Source organism: Clostridium sp. B9, assembly GCF_050509515.1.
Classification (GTDB): Bacteria; Bacillota; Clostridia; order Clostridiales; family Clostridiaceae; genus Sarcina.
Genome location: NZ_JBNWKA010000003.1, coordinates 878498 through 902949, shown reverse-complemented (window position 1 = coordinate 902949; position 24452 = coordinate 878498). Strand labels below are relative to the sequence as shown.

The window sequence follows — 24452 nt, the reverse complement described above, 5'->3', positions numbered from 1 at the left end:
GTTTTATAAAACTTTTGAAAGAAAATCCTTTGTTCTTGAATTCTTTGGATTATCAAATATATCTTTTGGAGTTCCCTCCTCAATTATTTTTCCATCATCCATAAACAATATCCTATCTCCCACTTCTCTAGCAAAACCCATTTCATGAGTTACCACAACCATAGTCATACCATCTTTAGCTAAAGATTTCATAACTCCCAAAACTTCTCCAACCATCTCTGGATCCAAAGCTGATGTTGGCTCATCAAAAAGCATAACATCGGGTTCCATAGCTAATGCTCTAGCTATAGCTATTCTTTGTTTTTGTCCACCTGAAAGAGAATTTGGATATGCATCTTTTTTCTCTAAAAGTCCAACCTTTTCTAATAGATTTGCCGCTATCTTTTTTGCATCACTATTAGGTATCTTCTTTATTTTAGTTGGTCCTATAGTCAAATTTTCCATTACTGTTTTATGTGGAAACAAATTAAACTGTTGAAAAACCATCCCCATTTTTTCTCTTATCTTATTTATATCAACCTTTTTGTCTGTTATGCTCTCTCCTTCAAAGTTTAAATCTCCTGAAGTTGGTACCTCCAAAAGATTTAAACATCTTAAAAAAGTACTTTTTCCTGAACCTGAAGGTGCCTATAACAACAACCACTTCACCTTTTTTTATATTTTCATTTATATCTTTTAAAACTTCATTGTCCCCAAAATTTTTATATAAATTACTGACTTTTATCATTTATTTAATCTCCTTTCTAAATAAGACATAGCACGACCTAAACTAAACGTCATAACAAAATAGAATACTGCAATAACTATAAGTGGCTCAAACCCCTTATATGTTGCTCCTGTAACTATCTTAGCTGAGTACATAAGCTCTGCTACTCCTATTGTAGATGCCATAGAAGATTCTTTAATTATAGCTACAAACTCATTACCTATAGCTGGTAATATATTTTTAATTGCCTGTGGAAGTATTACAAGTCTCATGGCCATTCCTTCTGTCATACCTAAACTTCTAGCTGCCTCTAATTGTCCCTTATCTACAGCATCTATTCCAGCTCTTATAATCTCTGAAACATATGCTGCTGAATTTAATGCAATAGCAATAATACAAGATGGCAATACATCTAATTGTATTCCAAAAGACGGTAATCCAAAATAAACTATATATATTTGTAATAAAAGAGGTGTACCTCTTACAATTTCTATATAAATACTTGAAATTATATTTAATATTCTAACTTTAAATATTGAGAATTTGGAACGCTTCATGAAACATAGAAGTGTTCCTAATAGAGTTCCCAAGATAACTGTTATTGCTGAAATTATTAATGTCCACTGTGCACCTTCCAAAAATACTGGAAAATACTCTTTTAAAAAACTAAAATCTAGCCCCTCCATATTTATTGCCCCCTAATTATAAAATTATTACTCTGTTTTTTCTTGATATGGTACTAGTTCAATAGCTTCATTTACAAACTCATCCATCTTTCCGTTATCCTTTAACTCAGTAATAGTCTTATTAACTGCTTCTACTAAATCGTCATTACCTTTTTGAATAGCTATAGCAGAACCCCCTTCTGAATCCTTTATGGTTTCATCAGCCAAAGATAACTCTGGATTAACTTCAGTAGCAATTTTAGCAACTGGTAACTCGACAATTAAAGCATCAAGCTTTCCTGTTTTAAGTTCTAAGATTAGAGTATTTACATTATCTAAAAGTTTAACATCTGCCCCTTCAATTCCATTAGCTATTTCAGCTTGTATAGAACCAATCTGTGCTCCAACTTTCTTACCTGATAAATCCCCAATTCCTTTTATTGAATCTTTATTATCCTTATTAATTAAAACCCCTTGTTCTGCCTCATAATAAATATCTGAGAAATCTACGGCCTTCTTTCTCTCTTCATCTGGAGTTAATCCTGATATACCTAAATCAATCATTCCACTCTTAACTGATTGAACTATAGCACCAAACTCCATTTCTTTAATTTCCAATTCTACCCCAAGATTCTCTGCAATTTCATTTGCTATTGATATATCAAAACCAACAACTTGATCTTTTCCATCCTTCATTATATGAAATTCATATGGTGCATAATCTGCACTTAATCCAACAACTAGCTTCCCATTCTCTTTTATTTCAGCTAATTTACCTTTAGACTCTTCCCAATTACTTCCTTCTCCATTAGCAGCACTTGCCCCACAACCTGCTAATGTAAAAACTAATCCTCCAACCATTAAAGTTGATACTATCTTTTTAAATAAGTTCTTTTTCATTTATATTACCCCCTAATTTTTATTACTCATCGCCTTCTCTTTGTATAATTATACGTTTATATTGCATAAAAATGCAACCATTTTTTTCTTTATACCCACCTCTACTTATTATAATTTCTGATATTAAATTAATTTTAACAAGTTAAAAAAGCTTTATTATTTATAAAACCCTTATAAATATCGCCATTAAATTAATTTTAAACAATATTTTTTATAAATTTATTTTATTGATTTACTGTATATTTTATGATTTTTTATACAATTTATTATTATGTTAAATTAAATTTATTATATTAGATAAAATATCATATTCAAAAGTATTAAAGACTCCCTTTTAAACTTAGGCTTTATTTTAAACCAGTGTTGATTTCTAGATATATCTGAAAGACCATCTTAATGAGAATTAGAGTTTCATTGTTTATGTAAGAAGAATAGCGTTAAAAGGCTTTTTCTGTTTGAAGCGAAGCAAGTTTAAAAGCCTTAGCTATTATTCTGGAGTAAACAATAGAAACTCTTTGCGAAATTAAGTTAGGTCTAAAGAGATAGCTAGAAATCAACACTCACTTAAAACAAAGCCTAAACTTAAATAATAGCAAAAAAGTGGTTATATCAAATTCAATTGATATAACCACTTATAATCATAAAAACTCTATTTTAATTCTATTTCTTTTAATCTATGAAGAGCTCTTGTACTCATAATGTATTTTATTAAGTCTTCATTTTCTTTACTAGTTTCAGTATCAATTATTATAACTCCATCAAATTCTAAACCTTTAGCAAAATATGATGGTATTATTACATTTCCACCTTTATATAATACATCCTCATTATCAAATTTAACTAAATGAACTTTGTTACTAACTAAACCATAAACTTTTTCTAGACTTTCTTTATCCCTTGTTATTAAAGCTATACTCTCTAATCCTTCTGCAGTAAAATCTTTAATAGTATTTACTATTTCTTCTGTAAATGCTTCTGAATCAGCAAATTCATCCCATTCAACTTCTTTACCATGTCTAACAAGTGGAACAATTCTATCCTCGTCTAAGTATCTATTTGCATACTCCATTATCTCATAAGTACTTCTATAACTAGTATTTAAATTGTGTATCTCTGGAATAACATCATCAAATATCTTTTCTAGTTCCATCATAGGAGCTACTTCTAAATATTTAACAAGTCTTTGATTAACATCTCCAACCACAGTGAAATATTTAGTTCCAGTTAATTCTCTTACAACCTTAAACTGAAGTGGTGAATAGTCTTGAGCCTCATCTATAACTACATGTCTGTAATCTCTTGAAGCTTTCTTTCCCTCTAACTTAATTGATAAATATAATATTGGTGCTAAATCATTTATTGTATATTCACCTTTTTCTCCATTAAACCTATCATATATATCAACTATACTCTCTCTTGAAATCCAACTATCTAAAGCAGCTCTTGAGTGCATAACCTCTTTAACTATTTCTCTTATTCTTATTTTTCTTCTAAACTCTAGATTGTTTTCTTCAATTAAAAGTTCTTCTGGAGTTAACTTTTCTCTTTCTTTTCTTAATTCCTCATTAAGCTCCCAAACTTTTTCATCTCTTTTATCCTTTATCTTTGATAATATTATTCTCTTAATCTTATCAACTCTTCTGAATAAAGGCATGTATCCATAATGCTTAGTAAATAGTTCCTCTATCTCTTCTTTTGAAAGCACTACTTCATCAAAATATTTTACATCTTCAATATTAAAATAAGTTTTATCCATATCTGAAACTAATTTATCTAAATCAGTTATTATGTTATATGAATTCTTATAAGTAGCATCATTTATGAATTCTTCATCTTTTGAAAGAATTTTTTCTAAGTACTTATCAAAGCTCATTACATATAAATCTTCCTTCATTTCTTTTAAGGCAAAGCTAGCAAATGTTTCTTGCTTAACTCCAACCTCTCCAAGACTAGGAAGAACTTGAGAAATATATTCCATGAATATTCCGTTTGGTCCTAGAATTAAAACTTTATCCTCTAATTCTTTTCTATAATTATATAAAAGATATGCAACCCTATGAAGTGCTATAGTAGTCTTCCCACTACCTGCAACTCCATTAACAACTATGTTAGCAGTTCTATCTTTTCTTATTATCTCATCTTGTTCTTGCTGTATTGTCATAATTACATCTTTAAGTTTATCAGAACTATTGTTACTTAAAACCATTTGTAATATATCATCTTTTACATCTATAGCAGAATCAAATACACCTTTTAACTCACCTTTTTTAACTATAATTTGTCTTCTTCCTTCTATATCACAAGTTACAGCTCCATCTGGTGCATTATATGTAGCTTCCCCTAAACTCCCATGATAGAAAAGTGATGCAACTGGTGCTCTCCAGTCTACAACTACTGGCTCATAACTTCCCTCAGGAGTTACTCCAAATCTACCAACATATAAAGTATCCTTTTGATCTAACTCTAAATCATTGAAAGTAACTCTTCCAAAGTAAGGAGATTCCTTTAATATTGTTAACTCTTTTAATTTTCTATCTATTGTTGTAAATGACTGCTCTTTCACATATCTCTCATGATCAAAATACTCTATTAGCTTATCTTCATCATCTTTATACTCTTCTAAAGCATTTTTTCTATAGTCTAATATATACTGAGTTACAAATTTTCTCTTATTTATATATGAAAGCATTTCTTCATTTAATATGTTAGAAACTTCCTCTAATTTTCTCTCTTCAACTAAAAATTCTATATCTTTATTATCAGCCATTAGAATCTTCCTTTCCTACATTTCTCTTATCATTATACCCAACTATAATAATAAGATTTCATATTTTTAAATTATAAATCAACATTCACCTAAAATATGGTCTGAAACTTAAAAGTTAAAAAGTGCATGAAGTTTTAGCTTCATGCACATTTTAATTTTATTATTCACCATCAATTTTATTTGTTGAATCAGTGTCTTTTTTTACTTCAGAGTCAGAAGCAATCTCATCCTTTGATAAGTTTAAAGAGTCCTCTTTTGAAGCTTCTAAAGATTTAGCTGCTTCTTGCTGAGCTTCAATCATAGCTTTCATCTCAGCTTGCTTTCTCTCTTCTTCCTCAAGTCTTAAAGCTTCTTCTCTAGCCTTCTTTATGGCTTCTTCTTTTTCTTTTCTCTTAGCCATTGCTTGCTCTCTTAAGCTTTGTATCTCTTGTTTAGCTTTTTCATCAGCTTCTCTCTTTTCTGGATACTTACCATAAACTATTTCCATGAATTCATCACCCATGATAGTTTCTTTATCTAAAAGAACATTTGTTATTTCATCTAATAACTCTCTATTTTCAATTAATATCTTAATTGATTTTTCATGAGCCTTCTTAATTACTTGTAATACTTCTTCATCAGCTATTGCCGCAGTACTTTCTGAACAGTTTCTTACTGGTCTACCATCTAAATATCTACTACTCATAGCTTCTAAAGCCATCATATCAAATCTTTCACTCATACCATAAATAGTAATCATATTTCTTGCTGATTGAGTGGCTCTTTCTATATCATTTGAAGCACCTGTAGTTATTGTATTAAATACTACTTCTTCAGCAGCTCTACCACCTAGCATAACTGATATTTGATCTATCATCTCATCTTTAGATACTAAATACTTTTCTTCTTCTGGAAGCTGCATTGTATATCCTAAAGCCCCCATTGTTCTAGGTACTATTGTTATCTTATGAACTGGATCTGTATTATTTAATAAAGCAGCAACTAATGCGTGCCCAACTTCATGATAAGCAACAATTTTCTTTTCTTTTGGTGAAAGTATTCTATCCTTCTTCTCTTGACCAGCTATGATAACTTCAACAGCTTCATCCAAGTCTTCTTGGATAACTACTTTTCTACCATGTTTAACTGCTCTTAAGGCAGCTTCATTAACTATGTTAGCTAAGTCAGCTCCAACTGCTCCTGGAGTAGATTTTGCTACTTCTTCTAACGAAACGTCATCTGCTAATTTAACATCTCTAGAGTGAACTTTTAATATTTCTTCTCTACCTATTAAATCTGGTCTATCAACTATAATTCTTCTATCAAATCTACCTGGTCTTAATAATGCTTTATCTAGAACCTCTGGTCTATTTGTAGCTGCTAATATAACAACTCCTTTTGAAGAATCAAAACCATCCATCTCAGTTAATAATTGGTTTAGAGTTTGTTCTCTTTCATCATTACCTTGAATTGAACCTTCTCTACTTTTACCAATAGCATCAATCTCATCTATAAATACTATACATGGAGCTTTTTCTTCAGCTTGCTTGAATAAATCTCTTACTCTTGCAGCACCCATACCAACAAACATCTCAACGAAGTCTGAACCTGACATTGAGAAGAATGGTACTTTAGCTTCTCCTGCAACAGCTTTAGCAAGTAAAGTTTTACCTGTTCCTGGAGGCCCTACTAGTAAAGCACCCTTTGGAAGTTTAGCTCCTATAGCTACATACTTACTTGTATCGTGTAAAAAGTCTACTATTTCAACTAAAGACTCTTTAGCTTCTTCTTGACCTGCAACATCTTTAAATGTTATTCCAGTCTCATTCTCAGCATAAAGTTTGGCATTGTTCTTTCCAAATGACATCACTCCGCCACCCATTTTATTATTCATTTTAGAGAACATCATTCTTCCTAAGAAGAAAATAAGTAATAATGGGAATACCCATGACATTAGTAAACCTACAAACTGATAGTTTTCAGGCTTAGCAACATTAAAGCCTACTCCTGCTGCTGTTAAATCTTTTATTAAATCAGGTTGAGTTATACCAGCTACTGCTGGGTTAGTTGTATATAATATCTTTCCTTTTGCTTTACTGCTATCAGAAGGAGTTATTTCTATTTGATTTCCCACAAAATTAACTGATTTAACTTCTTTCTTATCTACCATCTGCATAAAAGTACTGTAATCTACTTTTTCATATAATAACTCATCTTTAACCATATTAAAAGTTAATACTATACCAAATGCAATGATACCATATATAAGAATATATTTAAGTATTTTTTTATCTTTAAACATACCTCATTCCTCCTTTTCTAATGTTTATTCTACAAATCCAATTCTATTAAAAGGATATACTGTTATCTGTGCTTTTGCTTCTATATCTTTCCCATCTATATATGGATTCTTCCAATATCTAGCGTCATCACTATTATCTCTGTTGTCACCTAACATAAGAAACTTTCCTTCTGGAACATCAAAAGACATATCTGTTTTTCCACCTTGGTACTTAACATAGTCTTCTTGAAGTTTCTCCCCATTAATGTAAACTGAACCATCACTTTTCACCTCAACATGTTCACCTGGTAACCCAATAACACGTTTAAGAAGTGGTTCATGAAGTTCATCTGACTCGAAAACTACTATGTCTCCTCTTTTTATATTGGAAGGATTATAAATTCTTGTAACAAATAATTGATCCCCAATCTCTACTGTTGGCATCATTGAACCTGTTGGAACCTTAATCTTAAACAGTACAAATTTATGAATCAAAGCGGCTAATAGTAAGGCTGCTAAGATTGGTATTATCCAATCAAAAAAGAATGAATTCTTCTTTGCTACATTTTTTGCCATTATTCTTCCCACATACCTTTCATTAAATCTTCAATCTCTTTTCTTCTTCTTATTGTAAGTTCTTTATCTACCAAAAACTTACCTTCTTTACCTTTTACTAAAACATCCCCCTCTTTTACAGCTCCTATTACATCGTCACTTTTCAATTCCAAAATGCTTTCATTTTCATCTTCACATACAATAAAATTTTCTTCAATTCTATCGACTATTAATTCCTTCATTTTATACTCCTCATCATCAAATTATATAAGAAATATTAAAGTTTAACTAAATTAATCCTTAACATCTTTAGAATCATAAATACTAATGTTTAATTTAAAAGTGTCACATATAAGTATATCACAAATTACCATAACTTTGTAAACTTTAATTCATACTTTTACTCTCAACTTTTAAAATTATTTTACTTTAATTTTACCAGTAGTTTATGTCTTTTTTATGTCTATTTTACTTTTATATTCATTTTTTCTCTCTCTTTTATTATATACTTTAATCTAATATTCTAAATACATTTACTAAAATATTTTTAAATTTACTATTGGCAATTTTGTTTCAATATAAAAATAAAAAAGATTGCATAATATTATATTTACTATGCAACCCACCATATCTTTATTACTTAAATATATTCATTTCTTAACATATCCTCATAAGTCTCTCTTCTACACATAAGCCTTGAAACCCCATTGTTAATACTAACAACAGCAGCTTTTGGAATCCTATTATAATTATTAGCCATTGAATGTCCATATGCCCCAGTAGACATTATTGCTAAAATATCCCCTGTTTCCATTTTGGGCATTTCTATTGAATTTAGGAGAACATCTCCTGATTCACAACATTTTCCTGCTACTGTTACAGTTTCTCTAGATTCATCATAAACCCTATTAGCTATTATTGATTCATAATGAGCACTATATAAAGCTGGTCTTATATTATCACTCATTCCACCATCTACACTAACATATTTTCTTATATTAGGTATTTCCTTAATAGCCCCAACAGTATATAAAGTAAATCCTGCATTTCCTATAATACTTCTTCCTGGTTCTACACTTAATATAGGAACTTCCATATTTAATCTTTCACAAACTTCCTCGGCTTTTCTTAATATAGTTGAACAATAATCCTCAATCTCTCTTGGTGCATCACCTTCAGTATAATAAATACCAAAACCTCCACCTAGGTCTAACTCTTTTATTTCATATCCAAGTCTTTCTTTTATTTCATTTATAAGATTAAGCATTATCTCAGTTGTATCTTCAAAAGGTTCTAGTTCAAATATTTGTGATCCTATATGACAATGTAATCCACTTAATTCAACATATTCTAAATCTAATACATGCTTAACTACATCAAATACTGTATCTCCAATTACAGGGAATCCAAATTTTGAATCTAACTGTCCAGTTTTTATATACTCATGTGTGTGAGCCTCAACTCCTGGAGTTATTCTTAAATAAACTTTTTGAACTCTTCCATATTCTTTAGCTATAGAATTTAAAGTTTCTAACTCATGTAAATTATCAACTATAAATCTGCCTATACCAAGTCTAACTCCTAAGTCTATCTCATAACTTGATTTGTTATTTCCATGAAAATATATTCTTTCTAAAGGAAATCCTGCTTTGTACGCTGTATAAAGCTCTCCCCCTGAAACTACATCTAAATATAAATTTTCTTCATTCACTAAGTTGCACATTGCCATATTTATAAAAGCCTTACCTGCATAAGTAACTCTGTTGTTTCTTTTCTCACACTCCATAGAAGAATAATATCTTCTACAATTGCTTCTAACCAATTCCTCATCAATTACATATAAAGGAGTTCCAAATTCCTTTGCTAAAGCACTTGCTTTAACTCCTCCCACGTATAATTCATTTTCTTCAACTCTCATTGTTCCAAATAATTTCATATCTTATCCTCCACACAATTATAATATTTTAGTGGTAGAGTATAAAAGTATGCAAAGCTACTGACAGTTTGGCATTTTATTCCAATAAATAAAGCAGCAAAGGAACACCTTTGCTGCTCAAATAGCAACTTAGCGTACCTTGTAGCACTCCACTTTTTTTAAAGTGACAGTTATATGTATATTTTACATATCCCCAGGAAAATCGACTACCATCTCTAATCCTTCGGCTATGATCCCTTTCATCATATCTCATCACTCGTCAGCTCCATATGATTACTCTTAATCACAGCACCTCTACTTTGGTCCTATTTCTTACTTTATTCAATAATTATTATATTAATATTTGACTATAATGTTACTAAATATAAAAAAAAATTGCAACACTATTTTAAAAACTTATTAATAAAAATAGTTGTACATTCTAATTATTAGTAATTTCATTTTATCTCTAAAGAAATTTTAACAAACTACTATTATACTAATAAAAAAGCTATGTTTTAAATCAACACTCACTTAAAACATAACCAAATAAAAAAAACTTATATTTATAATATAAACATATAAATATAAGTCTTGTAATATATTAATTTTTATAAGTTACACTTACCACTCTCACATCTAAAAGCTTTTGTTCCTTTATATCCAATTTCTTTTAAAACTTTTCTAACAACTCTTTTTCCTACTTTATCTTCATTGAGTTCACAAAGAGCATCCTCTATATTATACCAAGCTATTCCTTCGACCTCAGTAGATTTTTTAATCTCTCCTGATTCATAATAAGCTATATATGTAAGCATAAGCAATTCTTTTCCCTCTACATAATCACTACCTAAATATTTCACATCTCTAACAGTTATACCGGTTTCTTCTTTAACCTCTCTGTAAACAGTATCCTCTGCTTCTTCATCAATGCCTACATATCCAGATATAAGAACCTTTGAATCTTTGTATATATAACTTTGTTTTAATAAAATTATCTCATCACCTTTAATAACAGCAACCACAACACAAGGTTTTGGTAAATCAAAAAACATCATATCATGTTCACTGCAATAAGGAACCATTCCTTCATCCCAACTATCTTTAAGTTCTAACTTCTTACCGCATAATGGACAATAATTAAACTTCATATAAATACCTTTAGAAAAGTTTATTAAAACGCTGAATTTCTCACTAAAATCAATCATATATTTTTCTAAAACACTTTAGCAAAGAATATCTTAAATCTCTTAAATAGAAACTTTATTCAACATTACTACACTTAACTAAAGTTCACCACCTTTCTTATTCTCAAATACTCTATATTTATTTTATTAGCGCTATTTTAAAGCAACTATAGTATTATTTCAACAGGATTTAGTAACTCTATTTCTTCTTCAGTTACTCTACAATTGTATGAAAATATATCTACACCTTTAGATTTAGCTAATCTAAGTGCTTCACCAAACTTAGGATCTGTTTCATCATTAGGATAGAATTTATTTACATTGTCTATTTGAATTAAAAATATTATCCCTGCACCCATTCCTATATTTTTAACTTCTATAAGTTCTAGAATATGTTTTCTTCCTCTATCTGTAGGTGCATCTGGAAATCTTGCTTCCATACTCTCCTCTAATGTAACACCTTTAACTTCTAAATAATATGTATTCTCTTCATCATCTTGTAGTTTAAAATCAAACCTAGAATTTCCAAAAGTCTTTTCTCTCATAATGTGTTTAAACTTAACTAGTTTTTCTATCTTCTTATTTTTAAGAGCTTCTTCAACAACCTTATTAGGAATTTGCGAATCTATATTTATCAAAATATCCCCTTTATAAGCTGCTATAAGATCATAAGGAGTTTTTCTATTTGGTGTAGTTCCTTTTCTTAGTAAGACCGTACACCCTTCCTTTAAAATCTCTCTGCATCTTCCTGTATTGGGAACATGCACTAAAATTTCTTCACCATTTAAATTAACATACGCTTGAAATCTATTAGGTCTTCTTAAAAATATTGCTTTTTCTATAACACTACCATATTTCATCTTATTGTAACCTCTAATTAATTAATCTAATCAATACATCCATTCAAAATTTAATATTATATACTTTATAATAAATCATTTTTAATAATATATAATAACTTTTATCTAATTTTATTTTTAACTAAAAATATTTATAAAATAATCTATTAATATAATTCTACATAAAAACACTCACCTTAACAAGGTATCTAAATTTTCCTATTCATAAGTTATACTTCGAATTTTTTTAATTTCTATGTATAACTTTAAAATTGAATTAAATTCATAGAAAGTTAAATCACTTTAACTTTTTTAATTATTTTTAGAATCAATATCAAATAAAAATAATATTTTTAAATATAAAAAAACTCGATAAACTTAGTTTATCGAGTTTATGGTGACCCCTAGGGGAATCGAACCCCTGTTACCACCGTGAAAGGGTGGTGTCTTAACCGCTTGACCAAGGGGCCAAACTAACCTGGCGACCACCTACTCTCCCACACAGTCTCCCGTGCAGTACCATCGGCTTCTAAAGGCTTAACCGTCGTGTTCGGAATGGGAACGGGTGTTACCCTAAAGAACATCATCACCAGATATTTAGAAAGATTGTTCTTTCAAAATTGCACATAATCAAATTTAATTTACTATAATTTGGTCAAGCCCTCGATCTATTAGTATCGGTCAGCTGAACATGTTACCATGCTTACACCCCCGACCTATCAACCTTGTGTTCTTCAAGGGATCTTACTAGCTTACGCTATGGGAAATCTCATCTTGAGGTTGGCTTCACGCTTAGATGCTTTCAGCGTTTATCCATTCCCGACTTAGCTACCCAGCTGTGCTCCTGGCGGAACAACTGGTACACCAGAGGTCAGTCCATCCCGGTCCTCTCGTACTAAGGACAGCTCCTCTCAAATTTCCTACGCCCGCGACGGATAGGGACCGAACTGTCTCACGACGTTCTGAACCCAGCTCGCGTGCCGCTTTAATGGGCGAACAGCCCAACCCTTGGGACCTACTTCAGCCCCAGGATGCGACGAGCCGACATCGAGGTGCCAAACCTCCCCGTCGATGTGGACTCTTGGGGGAGATCAGCCTGTTATCCCCGAGGTAGCTTTTATCCGTTGAGCGATGGCCCTCCCACGAGGTACCACCGGATCACTAAGCCCGACTTTCGTCCCTGCTCCACTTGTGGGTGTCGCAGTCAGGCTCCCTTCTGCCTTTGCACTCTTCGAACGATTTCCGACCGTTCTGAGGGAACCTTTGGGCGCCTCCGTTACTTTTTAGGAGGCGACCGCCCCAGTCAAACTGCCCACCTAACAATGTCCTGTGACCAGATTCATGGCCGCCAGTTAGAATTTCAGTACTGTCAGGGTGGTATCCCAAGGATGACTCCACTAAGGCTGACGCCCTAGTTTCCTAGTCTCCCACCTATCCTGTACAGACAATACCAAAACTCAATGCTAAGCTACAGTAAAGCTCTACGGGGTCTTTCCGTCCAATCGCGGGTAGCGAGCATCTTCACTCGCACTACAACTTCGCCGGATTTACAGTTGAGACAGTGCCCAAGTCATTACGCCATTCGTGCGGGTCAGAACTTACCTGACAAGGAATTTCGCTACCTTAGGACCGTTATAGTTACGGCCGCCGTTTACTGGGGCTTAAGTTCATACCTTCGCTTGCGCTAAGTATTCCCCTTAACCTTCCAGCACCGGGCAGGCGTCAGCCCCTATACATCAGCTTACGCTTTAGCAGAGACCTGTGTTTTTGCTAAACAGTTGCTTGGGCCTATTCTCTGCGGCCTACTCTCGTAGGCACCCCTTCTCGCGAACTTACGGGGTCAATTTGCCGAGTTCCTTAACTGTAATTCTTCCGCCGGCCTTAGGATTCTCTCCTCACCTACCTGTGTCGGTTTGCGGTACGGGCACTACTTCTCTCTCTAGACGCTTTTCTTGGCAGCGTGGAATCATGTACTTCGGTTCCGTAGAACCTTCCCCATCACACCTCAGCATTATGAAAGCGGATTTGCCTACTTTCACTGCCTAAGTGCTTAGACTAGCATCCAATAGCTAGCACACACTATCCTCCTGCGTCACGCCATCGATAATAACGATGGTAGTGGTACTGGAATATCAACCAGTTGTCCATCACCTACGCCTTTCGGCCTCGGCTTAGGTCCCGACTAACCCTCAGCGGACGAACCTTCCTGAGGAAACCTTAGGTTTTCGGCCTGTGGGATTCTCACCCACATCTCGCTACTGATGCCAACATTCTCACTCGTAATCAGTCCACCGCTCCTTACGGTACGACTTCAGCCCGATTACGACGCTCTCCTACCGCTTGAATTAAATTCAAGCCCGTAGCTTCGGTGGTAAGTTTAGCCCCGTTACATTTTCGGCGCAAGATCTCTCGACTAGTGAGCTATTACGCACTCTTTTAATGAGTGGCTGCTTCTAAGCCAACATCCTAGTTGTCTTAGAAATCTCACATCCTTTCCCACTTAACTTACACTTTGGGACCTTAGCTGACGATCTGGGCTGTTTCCCTTTTGACTACGGATCTTATCATTCGCAGTCTGACTGCCGAGCTCATAGTATGTGGCATTCGGAGTTTGATAAGGTTCGGTAAGCGCTATGCCCCCTAGCCCATTCAGTGCTCTACCTCCACTACTCATACTCGACGCTAGCCCTAAAGCTATTTCGGAGAGAACCAGCTATCTCCGGGTTCGATTGGAATTTCTCCGCTATCCACAGCTCATCCCATGCTTTTTCAACAGCAACGTGGTTCGGTCCCTCCACGAGGTTTTACCCTCGCTTCAACCTGGCCATGGATAGGTCACCCGGTTTCGGGTCTACGGCATGCAACTAGTCGCCCTATTCAGACTCGGTTTCCCTTCGGCTCCGTACCTTAAGTACTTAACCTTGCTACATACCGTAACTCGTTGGCTCGTTCTACAAAAAGCACTTCATCACCCTCATAAGGGGCTTTGAACGGTTGTAGGCACACGGTTTCAGGTTCTATTTCACTCCCCTCCCGGGGTTCTTTTCACCTTTCCCTCACGGTACTGCTTCACTATCGGTCATCAGGTAGTATTTAGCCTTGGGAGGTGGTCCTCCCTGCTTCCCACAAGGTTTCACGTGTCTCGTGGTACTCTGGATCAGAACTAATTGGTTTCCCGTTTCATCTACAGGACTATTACCTCCTACGGTGGAGCTTTCCAGCTCTCTTCGATTACGTCCTACCAATCGTTAATGTTCTGTCCACAACCCCGGAAACAAGTTTCCGGTTTGGGCTCTTTCCCTTTCGCTCGCCGCTACTAAGAAAATCGATTTTTCTTTCTCTTCCTCTAGGTACTTAGATGTTTCAGTTCCCTAGGTTACCTTCCATAAGCTATGTATTCACTTATGGATACATGGGGTTTCCCATGTGAGTTTCCTCATTCGGAAATCTTCGGATCTCAGACTATGTGCGTCTACCCGAAGCTTATCGCAGCTTATCACGTCCTTCATCGGCTCCTGATGCCAAGGCATTCACCATGCGCCCTTTGTAGCTTGACCTATATTAGTTATAGTTCTCATTTTACAAAGAATAGAAATTGGTTTGCCAATTTGGCTTTGTTGTTTTCTATAAATTAAATTATTATGTGCAATTTTCAAAGAACAATTTTGAGAGATAGTCTCTCAAAATTAAACAGAGATATTATCCAGATTCTTTTTGTCATCTTAGTTATCCTAAGATGTATTCCTTAGAAAGGAGGTGATCCAGCCGCAGGTTCTCCTACGGCTACCTTGTTACGACTTCACCCCAATCGCTGACCCTACCTTCGGCCGCTGCCTCGCTTACGCGTTAGCTCACGGACTTCGGGTATTGCCAACTCTCATGGTGTGACGGGCGGTGTGTACAAGACCCGGGAACGTATTCACCGCGACATTCTGATTCGCGATTACTAGTAACTCCAGCTTCATGTAGGCGAGTTTCAGCCTACAATCCGAACTGAGACTGGTTTTAAAGTTTGGCTCCACCTCGCGGTATTGCATCTCTCTGTACCAGCCATTGTAGCACGTGTGTAGCCCTACACATAAGGGGCATGATGATTTGACGTCATCCCCACCTTCCTCCTGGTTAACCCAGGCAGTCTCGCTAGAGTCCTCAACTTAATGGTAGTAACTAACGACAAGGGTTGCGCTCGTTGCGGGACTTAACCCAACATCTCACGACACGAGCTGACGACAACCATGCACCACCTGTCACCTTGTCCCCGAAGGGATTTCCTCGATTAAGAGTAATGCAAGGGATGTCAAGTGTAGGTAAGGTTCTTCGCGTTGCTTCGAATTAAACCACATGCTCCGCTACTTGTGCGGGGCCCCGTCAATTCCTTTGAGTTTTAATCTTGCGACCGTACTCCCCAGGCGGAATACTTAATGCGTTAGCGGCGGCACAGAGGTATGACCCCCTACACCTAGTATTCATCGTTTACGGCGTGGACTACCAGGGTATCTAATCCTGTTTGCTCCCCACGCTTTCGAGCCTCAGCGTCAGTTACAGTCCAGAGAGTCGCCTTCGCCACTGGTGTTCTTCCTAATCTCTACGCATTTCACCGCTACACTAGGAATTCCACTCTCCTCTCCTGCACTCTAGACAACCAGTTTGGAATGCAGCACCCAGGTTGAGCCCGGGTATTTCACATCCCACTTAATTGTCCGCCTACGCTCCCTTTACGCCCAGTAAATCCGGATAACGCTTGCCACCTACGTATTACCGCGGCTGCTGGCACGTAGTTAGCCGTGGCTTCCTCCTTGGGTACCGTCATTATCTTCCCCAAAGACAGAGCTTTACGATCCGAAAACCTTCATCACTCACGCGGCGTTGCTGCATCAGGGTTTCCCCCATTGTGCAATATTCCCCACTGCTGCCTCCCGTAGGAGTCTGGGCCGTGTCTCAGTCCCAATGTGGCCGATCACCCTCTCAGGTCGGCTACGCATCGTCGCCTTGGTAGGCCGTTACCCCACCAACTAGCTAATGCGCCGCGGGTCCATCTCATAGCGGATTACTCCTTTGATTGAATGATGATGCCATCTCTCAATGTTATGCGGTATTAATCTTCCTTTCGAAAGGCTATTCCACTCTATGAGGCAGGTTACCCACGTGTTACTCACCCGTCCGCCGCTAATCCGTTTCCCGAAGGAAACTTCATCGCTCGACTTGCATGTGTTAAGCACGCCGCCAGCGTTCATCCTGAGCCAGGATCAAACTCTCAATTTAAAAGTTTAATCTATACTCATATTACTTGTTAAAAGAATTGCTGGTTTATGTTAATATCTTCTGTTTAATTTTCAAAGACCACTTCTCCATCGCCCTTAAGCGACTTCCTTAGTTTATCATCACCACAATGCTTTGTCAACAACTTTTTTTAAAAACTTTTATCTTTTTTTAATTTGATTTAAGTTTTATTCCAAACTGCTGTTTTGCATCTCAGCGACGTGTTTTATCTTATCATATATTGTCTTTATCAATATATGATACTTATTCATTTAATGAAATTATATTTAAATTACTTATTTTTTCTTATGTTTACATACTTTAATGCATACCGATACGCTAGGATATGTTTTCTTTTGTGTATTAATATTTAATCATAAAAATCTAAGAAATAAAGTAAAATAATATATATCCATATAAAAAAGCACAAATCTTTTTAGTCAATATATTCACTTATCTTTATTATTCCATCATTTATACTTAGTTTGTTTATAACTTCACCAACCTCAACATATTTAGGCAAATCTATTCTATATATAGCTCTTTTTACTTCAAATTCGTCTATATATCCTCCTTGAAACTCTATACTTGTAATCTTAACTCCTTTTTGTGTAAAAATATTATCTATAAATTCTAAAACTTGATAATTTTTTTTATAAAAAATCTCAAGCCTCTTATCCCCAGCTTTAGTTATAAACTTATCTTGAAACTTCTTAAGTATTGCTAATGTTATAAATATGAATAGCGATCCCATTACCCCAAGATTATAATATCCCATACCTATAGCAAGACCAATACATGCAACCGCCCATAAAGATGCTGCTGTCGTTAATCCCTTTACAGAGCCCTTGTTTTGCAATATAGTCCCAGCCCCTAAAAACCCTATTCCAGAAATAACCTGTGCTCCTAATCTAGCATAATCTACTTTTATTATATCTTTAGCATAATAACTTCCACTTACTAATTCCAAAGCATCTTGTCCTAGTTCTATTTCTATTAATGAAACTATAGAGGCTCCAACACATACTAATATATGAGTTCTAAATCCTGCAGCTCTATTTTTATATTCCCGTTCATATCCTATAATCCCTCCGAAAATAGTTGCTAAAAGTAACCTAATAATAATCTCCTTATCTGTTAAATAACATATCATATAAATCTCCTACTTTAATTCCTATCTAATATAAAAATATGCTCATATCTTCCTATTAAGTTGTTATCATTTCAAATTTTTCAAATAATAGTTATTTTTAATTTGACTATAACTATAAAATCATCTTTAATTAAACATTAAAATTTCACTATCTATAAAAAAATAATTAAACTTATAAAAAAACAAAAGCCTTATATTAAGAAACTTCTTAATATAAGGCTTTTATTTTTTATTAAACTATTTTTTTGAGGTATTATTGGTGTTAGAACTATTATTTTTATTTGAACCATTAGGTGATTGATCTAAATAATCTTCTGGTTCTGGTTGAATTTTATATTGACCTCTTGCTGCTGGTGGTGTAAATTTACTTACTTCATCATGACTCATAACAACTGGGTCTTTTATTGTTTTATGTGAACTTTTGTCATGAATTGCATAAATAGCAAATGGAATTATTAATACTACTATAAAGCATATTATTAATATAGTTTCATATTCTTTAGCTCCGCTTCCATTTAATGATGATGGTGGTACAAATGATATAAAGAATGCAAATAAAGACATTATAAACCCTACAATTGAAACTATCATTTTAACAACTGTTCCGCCTGGTATTTGATAAGCTCTCTTTAATTCTTTTTTCTTTAATACTAATTTGAAATAAGCTATAAAGAATAAGAAGTATGTTATTAAATAAACAACAACAGTAAGTGACATAGCAGTCAAGAATGATACGTTATTACCACCGCCACCAAATGTTAATATACCTATCCATATTGAAACTATTACTCCTTGAACCATTATTAATGGTGTTGGAACATCATGTTTATTAACTTTTCTGAATACTTTTGGAAGTATTCCTTTTTGTGCAGCAACATACATACCTCTTGAAGGTCCTACAACCCATGAACTTACTTCTGCACTTACTCCTAAAGCTATCATTAATGATATTATTTTTACAATCCAATCTCCATTTGTAGTAAAATGAGATATTAAAGCTTGGAATGTTTGTATAACTCCTGAACTTAAATTTAATTCAGATTGTGGTATAACAGCAGCTACTGATAATCCACCTACTGTATCTAAGAAAATTGCACATATTACTAAAATTAAAATAGCTAATGGATATTCCTTCTTAGGATTTTTCATTTCATTTGCATGAGTTGCTGATGCTTCAACTCCCATATAAGCAAGTATAAATGAAACGAATATAACCATTGTATTTAGTTTTGTAAAGTCTGGGAAGAATGTATCTGCGCTAAACTTAACATGTACTGGATTACCTGATATAACATATGCTACTGATAATCCAAATAATATAATTGAAGGTATTACTATACCTACAACAAATCCGACTTTAGCAATTATTGCAGTATATTTTGTTCCTGCTAATTGTGTAAATGTTATAATCCAAAATACTACTAGAGCACCTATGAATTTTATCATAGGATCAGTATTAAGAGCTGGAAAATCAAAAACATAAGAAAATGCTCCTAATATAAAATAAAGCATTGTTACAAATCCTATAGATATTTCAAAAAATTGAAATGCTATAGCTGCAAACCCATATTTCTCTCCAAGAGTATTTCCTACCCAAGAGAATACCCCACCTGTTTGCCATCCATCTACAGTTGCCATTTCAGCAGCACATAATGCTACTGGTATAAACCATAAAAGTCCACCTGCTAATAAATAAAATACCAAAGTAAATCCTGATGTTGCAAAAGTTGGGTATTCATATGCTGCCATAACCATAGAAGCAGTCATAGAGAAGAATCCAAATAAAGTTAATGTTTTTTTGGTACTTGCTGGATTCTGTGGCATTAAACCATTGCTTTTACTATCCATTTTTAAGCCTTCTTTCTATCTTTTTATAATAAGATAGGTTTAAATATATTTAGATTAGATAAGTCTAAATATATTTAAACCTAATTTATTCCTTATCTAAATATATCTAGTTTTAATTTATCTGTTATTTCTTTAAGTAATTTAATACTAGCTACGCTATTTCCAGGTACATCTAATGCTGGGCTAAATAATCCTATACCACATTTATTAGGTACAGCAGATAATATTCCTCCGCCAACACCACTCTTAGATGGTAAACCTACATGAACTGAAAAAGTTCCTGATTCATCATATAATCCATAAGTAGTCATAAGTGATTTAACAACGGTTGCTGTTTCTATGGAAAATAATCTTTCACCATTCCAAGGCATAACACCTTCGTTAGCTAAAACGGCTCCTAAATTTGCTAATCCATTAGCAGTAACTGAAACTGAGCATTGTTTAAAATATGAATCTAATATATCTGGCACGTCGCCTTCCATAATTCCATTACCTTTCATATAATAAGCAAGTGATCTATTTATATCACCAGTTTCTTTTTCAGATAAATAAATTTCAGTATTTAATGTAATACCATCATCATTCATTACTTTTTTATAGAAATCTAAAATTCTTGCAAAACGTTCCTCATCATTTTTTGCTTTAAGTAATGATACTACCTTTATAGCCCCTGCATTAATAAATGGGTTTGATGGTTTATTTTTATGGTTTATTTGCATATTCATTATTGAATTAAATGCAAATCCAGATGGTTCAGTGCCGACTTCTGAAAATACTTTTTCTATTCCATTATCTAATATTGCAAGAATTAATGTAGGTACTTTTGATATACTTTCAATTGCGAATCTAACATCACAGTCACCTGCTGAATATTGCTTACCCTCTTCTAAATCATAAATACAAACACCTAATTGATTAGGATCAACTTCTGCTAATGCTGGTATATATGTAGCAACGTGTCCCTCCTTTATATATTTTTTGTTTTCTTGGACTAGTTTTTCTAAATTTATGTCCATAAAATCACCTCTTAAATCTATCGTTGTAACCATTATAATCACTTTACATTTTCAAAATCAAAAGTCAAAATTTTTAACTTCTATAATTTTAACCTTATTTTTTTACTAATAACGTTCCAAAATTATACTTTTTTTAAAAGAAAATGAATTTAAACTAACTGCAATTACTCAAAATGTATTTTTTGTAAATTTAATTAACAATTTATTAACTTTTATCATTTAAAATCACCTCCAAAAATACTATAATTTATTAATAGATACATTTTAAGTAATTTCAGAAAGGAGAAAATATACTATGAATGTAATTAATAATGGTGATACTGCATTTATGATCATCTGTACCGCGCTAGTCTGTTTAATGACACCAGGCTTAGCCTTGTTTTATGGTGGATTAGTTAGAAAGAAAAATGTTGTTGTTATGATGATGCAATGCTTTATATCAATGGGAATCGTAACTCTAATATGGATATTTGGAGGATTTAGTTTAGCTTATGGAGCTGATCATTTCGGAATTATAGGAAGTTTTAATCAATTCTTCGCTATGAAGTCAGTTGGTTTAGCTCCTAATATTAACTATGGTGCTAGCATACCATTTGTTATGTTTTTTGCTTATCAATTAATGTTCGCTGTAATAACAGCACCTTTAATGACTGGAGCCTTTGCCGATAGACTTAATTTAAAAGGTTACATATTAATATTAATTTTTTGGACACTATTAATCTATATACCAGCTTGTCATTGGATTTGGGGAGGCGGTTTCCTAAGTAAATTAGGCTTTATAGATTTTGCCGGTGGAACTGTAATTCACGTTAGTGCTGGTTTTGGAGCTCTTGCCTCAGTAATATATTTAGGAAAAAGATTTATTAAACCTGGAGAAAAATTAGATCCTAATAATTTAGTAATAGTTGCTATAGGAACTGGACTATTATGGTTTGGTTGGTTTGGATTTAATACTGGTGGAGCTCTTGCTGCAAATGAAATTGCCGCAGCAGCATTCATAAATACAGCTATTGCAGCCTCTGTTGCTATGATAGTTTGGATGATAATATCTATAATAATAAATAAGAAATTACTATTTACCGATTTGCTTACAGGTGCAGTTGCAGGATTAGCAACAATAACTCCATGTGCAGGTTATGTTGATCCTAGAGCTGCAATTATTATAGGCATAGTTGGTCCAATTGTTTGTTTCTTTAGTATCCATATTAAAAACAAAATGAAATGGGATGATGCCCTTGATGTTTGGGGTGTTCATGGTATGGGTGGACTTACTGGAAGTTTACTAGTAGGAATATTTGCTAGCTTAGCTGTAAACAAAGTTCAAGGAGGATTTCATCAATTTTTAATTCAACTTTTAGGAGTTGCAATAGTAGCAACATACTCATTTGTTGTAACATTCTTATTATTAAAAATAATTGATAAAATTTGTCCTATAAAAACAACAAAAAAAGAACAACTTAGAGGACTAGATAACTCTTTATTAGGAGAAGATGCATATTGGGAATAATAAATAAAACTAATCTTCATATTTAGTTTTAGTATCTCACCTAATATTGTGTTTTTAATGGTTCTCCATTTCAAACTAAAATCCCCTATTAAATAAATATAACTATATTTATTTAATAGGGGTATTTTAATTAGATAATTCTTGTAACTCTTTATTTTCTATTTTACTCTCATATTGCTTAGCTGAAGTAACTTTAACCTTAACATCCTTAAATATTGATTTATTTATTATTTTAACTTTATCTATTTCTCCTAAATGCTCACCTATATGTAAAGTTATTTTATTCATCCCTTCAAAAAGCTCTCTTATTATTTTTCCACCATGAATTGGGGGTGCTGTCCAATGTCCACCATCTGGATTATATGAATTATGACAAAGATTTATTTTTCCACCTTTTACTTCTATATAATAAGTATTCTCTCCCTTTTCACAATCTAAGTGCATGATAGCTTTATGTCTTTTTATTTGCCCAGCTACTATACTGTGTTCATTATTATCTTCTTCTTTATGTTTTGATTCTTTAATGCAACAATTTACTCCTACACCACTATTTTTTTCTTTCTTATTATATGTAGAAAGTGTTGTATGTTTAGGAAATTCTATTAAATGACTTTTACTTACGCCAATCTTTTGTGAGCTATATATCCCTGTATGTCCTGAGAAAATATAACTTATAGCACAAGCCATGAATAAATATGGAGCCGCCTCTGCACCAAACATTTCTATACCTAAAATAAATGATGCTATCGGTGTATTAGTAGCACCAGCAAACACCCCAACTAATCCTAATGCTGCCAGGAATGATGGAGATAAATGTAGTATTCCTGATAAAGTGTTTCCTAAAGTGGCACCTACAACAAATAATGGAGTAACTTCTCCCCCTTGATATCCAGCGCCTAATGTAATTGCTGTGAATCCTAATTTACCAAGGAAATCTAAAGGCGCAACATGCCCAGTAAATGCTTCAGATAATAAAGGTAAACTTAGTCCTAGGTATTTTCTAGTTCCTACAATATATACTAAAGCTATAACTACTAATCCTCCAACAAAGCTTTTTATAGATGTATTTTCAAATCCTTTTGAGAATACATCTTTTAACTTATGTGTTAATTGACTAAACAATTTACTAGCTAGTCCAAAACATATAGCAGCTATTATTACTTTTAGAATTACTAAAACAGTTATTTCAGGAACTCCAAAAACTTCATAATGTGAATGATGCACACCAAGCATTTTAACCACTTCATTACCAACAATACTTGCAAAGAAACTTGGTATTAAGGCTTCATAGCTCATCATTCCTAAAATAGCTACTTCTAATCCAAATACCGTCCCTGCTAGCGGAGTTCCAAATATAGCAGCAAAACCGCCACCAACCCCAGCCATAAGCATTATCTTTGAATCTTCTTTATTCAACTTAAATATTTCACCTATAGTTTCTGCAATACTTGCCCCAATCTGAACACCAGTTCCCTCTCTACCTGCTGATCCTCCAAATAAATGAGTTACAACAGTTCCAAAGAATACTAGAGGAACCATACGCAAAGGAACATCTCCACAATAATCATTTATATTTTCAATAATTAGGTTATTACCTTTAACTGAATTTCTACCATATTTGTAATATAAGAAACTTACTAATGCTCCACCCAAAGGCAATAAAAATAGTAACCATCCATGTTCCATTCTATACTCAGTAGCCCATTCAAGACTTTTTAAGAAGAATGCTATTACTACTCCTATAAAAACACCTATCAAACTTCCTATAAGAACCCACTTTATAAATGTTCTTCCAAAAAGAATACTACTATTGCTGTTTCTTAACTTATTAAATCTTTGTTCCGACTTATACTTCATTAATCTTCTCCTTTAGTC

General features: G+C 33.6%; 13 protein-coding genes, 1 tRNA gene, 3 rRNA genes, 2 pseudogenes and 1 riboswitch. Of the genes and pseudogenes, 1 reads left to right on the top strand and 18 read right to left on the bottom strand.

The features are described from left to right. Nucleotides 1-3 precede the first annotated feature (3 nt). The 17 genes and pseudogenes from ACQZHJ_RS04055 to glsA all read right to left on the bottom strand — a co-directional run bounded on the left by ACQZHJ_RS04055 (nucleotide 4) and on the right by glsA (nucleotide 21070). A pseudogene (locus ACQZHJ_RS04055) lies at nucleotides 4-727 on the bottom strand (amino acid ABC transporter ATP-binding protein). After that, nucleotides 724-1392 (bottom strand): amino acid ABC transporter permease, encoded by a 669-nt coding sequence (locus tag ACQZHJ_RS04050; protein ID WP_430484260.1) that lies wholly within the window; start codon nucleotides 1390-1392, stop codon nucleotides 724-726. The pseudogene ACQZHJ_RS04055 and the gene ACQZHJ_RS04050 overlap by 4 nt, the downstream one beginning before the upstream one ends. Nucleotides 1393-1419: 27 nt before the next feature. Next, complete coding sequence (locus ACQZHJ_RS04045; RefSeq protein WP_430484259.1) at nucleotides 1420-2271, bottom strand: ABC transporter substrate-binding protein; 852 nt, start codon at nucleotides 2269-2271, stop codon at nucleotides 1420-1422. A 649-nt stretch (nucleotides 2272-2920) separates the two neighbouring features. Then, nucleotides 2921-5038 (bottom strand): HelD family protein, encoded by a 2118-nt coding sequence (locus tag ACQZHJ_RS04040; protein WP_430484258.1) that lies wholly within the window; start codon nucleotides 5036-5038, stop codon nucleotides 2921-2923. Between the two features lie 160 nt (nucleotides 5039-5198). After that, on the bottom strand, nucleotides 5199-7319 hold the full coding sequence (gene ftsH / locus ACQZHJ_RS04035) for an ATP-dependent zinc metalloprotease FtsH (RefSeq protein ID WP_430484257.1): 2121 nt from the start codon (nucleotides 7317-7319) through the stop codon (nucleotides 5199-5201). 24 nt (nucleotides 7320-7343) lie between these two features. After that, nucleotides 7344-7874 (bottom strand): signal peptidase I, encoded by a 531-nt coding sequence (lepB, locus tag ACQZHJ_RS04030; protein ID WP_430486861.1) that lies wholly within the window; start codon nucleotides 7872-7874, stop codon nucleotides 7344-7346. Beyond that, nucleotides 7874-8095 carry a DUF3006 domain-containing protein gene (locus tag ACQZHJ_RS04025; RefSeq protein WP_430484256.1) on the bottom strand — a complete coding sequence of 74 codons (222 nt, stop codon included), beginning with the start codon at nucleotides 8093-8095 and terminating at the stop codon, nucleotides 7874-7876. The genes lepB and ACQZHJ_RS04025 overlap by 1 nt, the downstream gene beginning before the upstream one ends. 398 nt (nucleotides 8096-8493) lie before the next feature. Beyond that, nucleotides 8494-9789 carry a diaminopimelate decarboxylase gene (gene lysA / locus ACQZHJ_RS04020; RefSeq protein WP_430484255.1) on the bottom strand — a complete coding sequence of 432 codons (1296 nt, stop codon included), beginning with the start codon at nucleotides 9787-9789 and terminating at the stop codon, nucleotides 8494-8496. Nucleotides 9790-9923: 134 nt separating this feature from the next. Continuing rightward, a riboswitch (Lysine riboswitch) is annotated at nucleotides 9924-10094 on the bottom strand. A 285-nt stretch (nucleotides 10095-10379) separates the two neighbouring features. Continuing rightward, complete coding sequence (locus ACQZHJ_RS04015; protein ID WP_430486860.1) at nucleotides 10380-10919, bottom strand: NAD(+) diphosphatase; 540 nt, start codon at nucleotides 10917-10919, stop codon at nucleotides 10380-10382. A gap of 203 nt (nucleotides 10920-11122) precedes the next feature. Continuing rightward, nucleotides 11123-11815: a DNA/RNA nuclease SfsA gene (sfsA, locus tag ACQZHJ_RS04010; RefSeq protein ID WP_430484254.1), complete on the bottom strand. Its 693-nt coding sequence runs from the start codon at nucleotides 11813-11815 to the stop codon at nucleotides 11123-11125. A gap of 374 nt (nucleotides 11816-12189) precedes the next feature. Further along, nucleotides 12190-12264 (bottom strand) — tRNA-Glu (locus ACQZHJ_RS04005). 6 nt (nucleotides 12265-12270) lie between these two features. After that, nucleotides 12271-12388, bottom strand: a 5S ribosomal RNA gene (rrf, locus tag ACQZHJ_RS04000). A 57-nt stretch (nucleotides 12389-12445) separates the two neighbouring features. Then, nucleotides 12446-15351: ribosomal RNA gene (locus ACQZHJ_RS03995) — 23S ribosomal RNA — on the bottom strand. A 192-nt stretch (nucleotides 15352-15543) separates the two neighbouring features. After that, nucleotides 15544-17056, bottom strand: a 16S ribosomal RNA gene (locus ACQZHJ_RS03990). The 16S, 23S and 5S rRNA genes sit together here with 1 tRNA gene alongside, the layout of an rRNA operon. Before the next feature lie 433 nt (nucleotides 17057-17489). Next, a complete protein-coding gene (locus ACQZHJ_RS03985) occupies nucleotides 17490-18206 on the bottom strand; it encodes an MgtC/SapB family protein (protein ID WP_430484253.1) in 717 nt (238 codons plus the stop codon). Nucleotides 18207-18443: 237 nt separating this feature from the next. Next, the gene (gene gadC, locus ACQZHJ_RS03980) at nucleotides 18444-20030 is read right to left on the bottom strand and encodes a glutamate:gamma-aminobutyrate antiporter (protein ID WP_430486859.1); all 1587 of its coding nucleotides are present in this window, start codon (nucleotides 20028-20030) and stop codon (nucleotides 18444-18446) included. A gap of 116 nt (nucleotides 20031-20146) precedes the next feature. After that, nucleotides 20147-21070: a glutaminase A gene (gene glsA, locus ACQZHJ_RS03975; RefSeq protein ID WP_430484252.1), complete on the bottom strand. Its 924-nt coding sequence runs from the start codon at nucleotides 21068-21070 to the stop codon at nucleotides 20147-20149. A 295-nt stretch (nucleotides 21071-21365) separates the two neighbouring features. Here glsA and ACQZHJ_RS03970 point away from each other — a divergent pair, with 295 nt between their 5' ends. Beyond that, on the top strand, nucleotides 21366-22577 hold the full coding sequence (locus tag ACQZHJ_RS03970; protein ID WP_430484251.1) for an ammonium transporter: 1212 nt from the start codon (nucleotides 21366-21368) through the stop codon (nucleotides 22575-22577). A 552-nt stretch (nucleotides 22578-23129) separates the two neighbouring features. Here ACQZHJ_RS03970 and ACQZHJ_RS03965 read toward each other — a convergent pair. After that, nucleotides 23130-24434: pseudogene (locus ACQZHJ_RS03965) on the bottom strand (voltage-gated chloride channel family protein); the annotation flags it as partial. Nucleotides 24435-24452 lie beyond the last annotated feature (18 nt).